This window comes from Caballeronia sp. (genome assembly GCF_049581465.1).
GTDB lineage: Bacteria > Pseudomonadota > Gammaproteobacteria > Burkholderiales > Burkholderiaceae > Caballeronia.
The window spans coordinates 1-5,046 of sequence record NZ_JBAUSA010000596.1 but is presented as its reverse complement, the minus strand read 5'-3'; the positions used below and the strand labels follow the sequence as shown (position 1 = coordinate 5,046).

At 58.6% G+C, this 5,046-nt stretch carries 3 protein-coding genes; 1 reads left to right on the top strand and 2 read right to left on the bottom strand.

Going from position 1 to position 5,046, the window contains the following annotated elements:
• Positions 1 to 222 precede the first annotated feature (222 nt).
• Positions 223 to 897, top strand: coding sequence for a MarC family protein (locus WCA53_RS14610; RefSeq protein ID WP_423911437.1), 675 nt, complete (start codon positions 223 to 225; stop codon positions 895 to 897).
• A gap of 63 nt (positions 898 to 960) precedes the next feature.
• Here the strand turns inward: WCA53_RS14610 and WCA53_RS14605 are convergent, their stop codons facing one another.
• Both WCA53_RS14605 and WCA53_RS14600 read right to left on the bottom strand, forming a co-directional pair.
• The gene (locus tag WCA53_RS14605) at positions 961 to 4,119 is read right to left on the bottom strand and encodes a sensor domain-containing protein (protein ID WP_423911434.1); all 3,159 of its coding nucleotides are present in this window, start codon (positions 4,117 to 4,119) and stop codon (positions 961 to 963) included.
• A 613-nt stretch (positions 4,120 to 4,732) separates the two neighbouring features.
• Positions 4,733 to 5,002: a DUF1488 family protein gene (locus tag WCA53_RS14600; RefSeq protein WP_423911432.1), complete on the bottom strand. Its 270-nt coding sequence runs from the start codon at positions 5,000 to 5,002 to the stop codon at positions 4,733 to 4,735.
• Between the last annotated feature and the right edge of the window lie 44 nt (positions 5,003 to 5,046).

Sequence of the window (5,046 nt, the reverse complement as noted above, 5' to 3'; positions counted from 1 at the left end):
AGCGCGAAGACGCTTACTTGGGATGCTGTATCCTGTTTCTGCGCCGGCTACCGAATAGCAAAAAACGTTCCACCCGACCGGATTTGAGATTACGGTCAGGCCGGATGCGTGCCCAAGCCCTACCTTTTCCGGGGATGAAGCAATGAAACACTACTATCATTATCGGTGGGCGTACAAACGCGGCGGCACCTAAAAATCAAAAAGAATCAGGACACGTCATTCATGCTGCAAGAATTTACTAAAACAGTGTTGGTGATCGTAGCCAGTCTGTTTCCGATCATCAATCCGCCTGCCGCAGCGTTCATCGTGCTAAGCCTGGTCCCGCACGCGTCGCTAGACGAGCGGGCGGAGATGGCACGACGCATCGCGATCAACAGCTTCGTGATCCTGCTCGCGTCGCTCCTCATTGGCGCGTACGTACTTTCTTTCTTCGGTATTTCGATTCCCGTGTTGCGCGTGGCGGGCGGGCTGATTATTGCCAAGGCGGGTTGGAACCTGTTGCAAACCCCAGATGACGACGAGGACCCTGACGGGGAGGCGGTTCAGGCGGGTCCCGCGCACGATCGGCCGGCTTCGCTGCGCGCCAAGGCGTTCTATCCGCTCACGCTGCCCGTCACTGTCGGACCCGGCAGCATCGCCGTTGCGATTGCGCTCGGGACGGGATCGCCGAAAGCGGGACTGTCGCCCATTCATCTAGTCGGCGTGTCGGTCGCGCTCATGATTTTGTGCGCGAGCATTTACGTGTGCGTGCGATTTGCCGGCCATCTGGAGAGGCTGCTTGGCGTGGTCGGAACGCAGGTTGCGATGCGGCTCTTTGCCTTCGTGATTTTTTGCATCGGCGTGCAGATCTTCTGGCTTGGGCTGTCGGACCTTATCGGGTCCGTGCACTTGAAATGAGGCTCTTGAGTGGCCGTCGTTTTAGCTCATTGGCGTACTTCGCGAGGTGATCGACGATTGTCTTCATCGCATATCTTGCAAGACGGGCAATCCGGCTTCCTCACCCACTCTCTCACCCATGTTGTATTGCTCGATAAACGCCTGGGCCACCGATGCGGTCATCGGATGCGCGAAGTAATAACCCTGGATCGTGCTGCAATTTTCCAGCGCCAGGAAAGTCAACTGTTCCGCTGTTTCAACGCCCTCCGCGACCACCTCGAACTGAAGCGTGCGCCCCAGTGCCAGGATCGCGCGCGTAATGGCCTCGTCCTCGCGGCTCACCCCAATTCCCCGCACGAACGACATGTCCAGTTTCAGCCGGTCGGCATGGAAGTTCCGCACATAGCCAAGGCTGGAATAGCCTGTTCCGAAGTCGTCGATCGCGATGCCCACTCCCAGCTTGCGCACGGCCTGCAACGTCGGCAATGCGCCATAGGTCATCAACGCGCCTTCCGTGATCTCCAGTTCAAGTTTCGACGGGGATAGCTGTGACATCGCCAACGCACGTTCCACCAGTTCGAGAAGATCGCCATGGCCGAATTGCCGGGGCGAAACGTTGACCGACATCCGTACGTCCGGCAATTTTCTTTCCCACATCTTGGCCTGTGTGCAGGCCTCGTTAAGCACCCACTCGCCGATCGGACCGATCAAGCCGTTCTCTTCGGCAATCGGGATGAACGACGCCGGGCTGATAGCGCCAAACTCCGGGTCAACCCATCGCAACAAGGCTTCGACGCCTGTAACCCGATTGGTGCGCAGGTCGATCTGCGGCTGATAGTGCACGCTGAAGTCGCCGTTTTTCAGCGCAAGCCGCATGCGCCGCGACAACGCAATGCGTTCCTCGGCAGCCTGGGCAAGCGCCGGCACGAACCGTTGGACGCTGTTGCGGCCATTCTTCTTCGCGCCATACATTGCCAGGTCGGCGTTCTTGAGCAAGGTCTCCGCATCCCCCGCGTGCTCCGGGTAGTGCGCGACGCCAACGCTGAATTCAACTTGCAAGTCGATGTCGTCAAGAACGACCGGCCGCTCCAGCACGGCCTGAACTTGCGCGAGGATGTTGTCGAGCCGGTCATCCTCGCGCGACTCGGACACGACCAGCACGAATTCGTCGCCGCCATAGCGCGCTATCGTGTCCTGGGGCCCGATGCACGCAGCCAGACGCGTGGCCACTTCCCGCAGCAAGCGATCCCCGGCGCTATGGCCGAGACTATCGTTGACGTCCTTGAAGTGATCGACATCCATGAACACCAGGGCCACGCGAGACCTGTTTGACGCAGCGTGTTCGATGGCCTGCTGAAGACGTTCACCCAAGGTGATGCGATTGGGAAGCGATGTCAGTGCATCGAATCTCGCCTGACTTCGAAGTTCGTTGTGCGACTGAACGACTTCCGACACGTCGTTGATCACGCTGATGTGATGGGTGACCGTGCCGTGTTCATCTGGCACCGGCGCTATGTAGAGCTGGTTCCAGAACAGCGAGCCGTCGTTGCGGTAGTTGCGCAGCAAGGTCGTGACTTCACGCTCTTCGCGAATGGCCTCCCTGATCTTGTCGATACCGGCCTGATTCCGATCATTCGCCTGCAGGAACTTGCAGTCACAACCCACCACGTCCTCGTACCGATAACCCGTGATTCGCTCGAATGCCGGATTCGCGTACTCGATCACGTTCCCCGCCTTTCCCGGACGCGTGATCAATACCGCGTTGACAATCGCGTCGAGGGCGCGGCTACGCAGGCGCAAGGCCAACTCTGAATCCTTGCGTCCGGAGACATCCTCGTAAAGCGTCAATACACCGACTGCACGCTCCTGCGGGTCCTCGAGCGCCACTCTTGTTTCCCGAAGCCACCGCTTCTCGCCCTCCAGCAACTGCCGATGCTCTTCATGCCCGCAAAGCGCGATACCGCTTTGAATGACCTGCGCATCGAGCGCCCGGACCTGGCCTGCGTCTTCGTGCCACGGCATCTGATCGTCAGTCATGCCAACGACCTGGGCGACATCAGCCAGACCTACATCTTGCGCGAACGCGCGATTGCAGCCCACGTAGTGTGACTCGCTGTCCTTCCAGAATATCCGATGCGGCACGGTGTCGATAACCGTCTGCAGCATTCGCTTGGACTTCCGTAGCGCGCGTTCAGCATGCTCATGCGCCGTAACGTCGATCGCCACGATGAAGCACGCATCGCGGTTGCCATACTTCAGGAAATGAAAGGAGACTTGGACGAGTATTGGCGTTCCATCGCGATGCATGTGACGGCGCACGCCTGCCGAGCCGCTACCGGAAGACCGCGCTTTGAAGCTCGCCAGGTCCGCGAGAAACGGCGCGATTTCTTCGGGTGCCCGCAGCGACGTCACGGTTAGCGTGGTCAACTCGGCGCGGGTGTAGCCATATTGCTCTGCCGCCGCCTCGTTGCCCGCGAGCACGCGAAGGGACTTGACGTCGTAGATCATCATCGCGAGCGGATGATTTTCGAAGTACTCCCGGAAACGAATTTCCGCCTCTTCTGCTACGATTCGCACCTTCGCGCGTGCAAGCCCGGCACGGTGATTTGCGATGAAGCCATAGATGAGAAGCAAAATTGAAGCGGTGGCGGCGATCGCAAGGATGGTCTGCTCGGACGCCATTCTTTGGGCCGCTTCATTACCGCTGTCGCGTAGAAAGTTGTCCTGCGCCATGCGCAACGCGGCCAGGGCATGCGCGATCTCGCTTAGCATTTCGTTCGCCGCCAGGAGCGCGACACTGTCGATTTCGATCGCCGGGCCGCGACGCGATGCGCCGGCCGTCACGCCTTCCAGGCGCCATGCCCACTGAGCGGTCGCGTCGCGCAAATGTCGCACGACCTTCGCGCTTGCCGGGTCGCCGGCATAGGCCTGCTCGAGATCGTCGTAGCCACGAACTGCCGCACCGACTCGCGAAACTGGCCACGCATAGGACGCCGCCAAACTCGTGCCCAAGCCTTTCAGGAAATCTGAGTTCGCATCGACGTGCACGGCTTGCAGCGTTTCGACGTCGCTCTTTATGCGCAAGGCATGCGCGAGCCTCGCATCGGCGTTCCTGTGAGCCGACAAAATCTGGAGCGCAATCGCGCTCAACAGGCCCAATGCTGCAAGGCCGACCACGGCAGAAAGCCAAGCGGTTCGATAGCGTCGGCACATTGTCCTGAATGCGTCGCCGGAAAGTTTCATGGGGTCGTTGCCTCGTTTTATAAACCGTCGTACCTGGATGGGAACTCAGGCCGGCAAGCGTCTAAATATTTATCGGCGCGATCTCGTGAATTCTTTAGCTGGCTTCGCCTTATTTCCACACTTGAATAATGGGTTTTCTTCAGGCTCGGACTAATGTTCGGTAAGAACTTCGTACGCCTGCCATAAAACGGGCCTTAGTTCCGGCGCATTTATTCGTTTGGTGGGCACGCACGGGGAAATACCTAGACTTGGCGAACGGGCGGAGGGCGATCGCTTTTTGTTTTTAAGTATGTGCTTAGTCTGATATTTCATCCGATTGACTCGCTGCGGGTTCCCGCGGTTCAAGCTGACTCACGCGGCGATAATGCGACGAGCCAGGAGAAGCGAAAATGAGTGAGGCCTGACGCAGTGTTTCCGTGCCGCGTGCTCCGACGCGTGCTGGACAGTCAGTGAGGCCCTGCGAGTGCTATCGCGTTCAGCAAAAAAAACCCGCCTTCTGGCGGGTTTCATGTTTGCACCGACTTTGCACGATCACACGCAACAAGCGCATGGTCGACGTATCAGGTGATCCGACCTGGGCACTGCCGGCCGGAGATCTGGATCTTCATATGGATCAGCGTTCGAAATCATTTGCCTTTAGCTCGATGGCATCGACTGCGAATCTAAGTGCCTTGCGCTCCGCGATGGCCATAATACGTTTCTGTCCGTCGCCGAATGCCTTGAGCAACCTGACTTCGCTTGCGCCTTTGGGGAGCCAGAAGTATTGCTCGAGCGCGTCACGCCCAATTGAACATTGCACTACCCGCCCACGGGCGGCCAGCTCAAAGAGAACGGCACTACCGCCGGGAGCAACCGTTGCGTCGGAGACGATTGTCGTGTCCATCTTGGCACCTGTGAATTTTCAATCAGTCTTTCTCTAAGGGACAC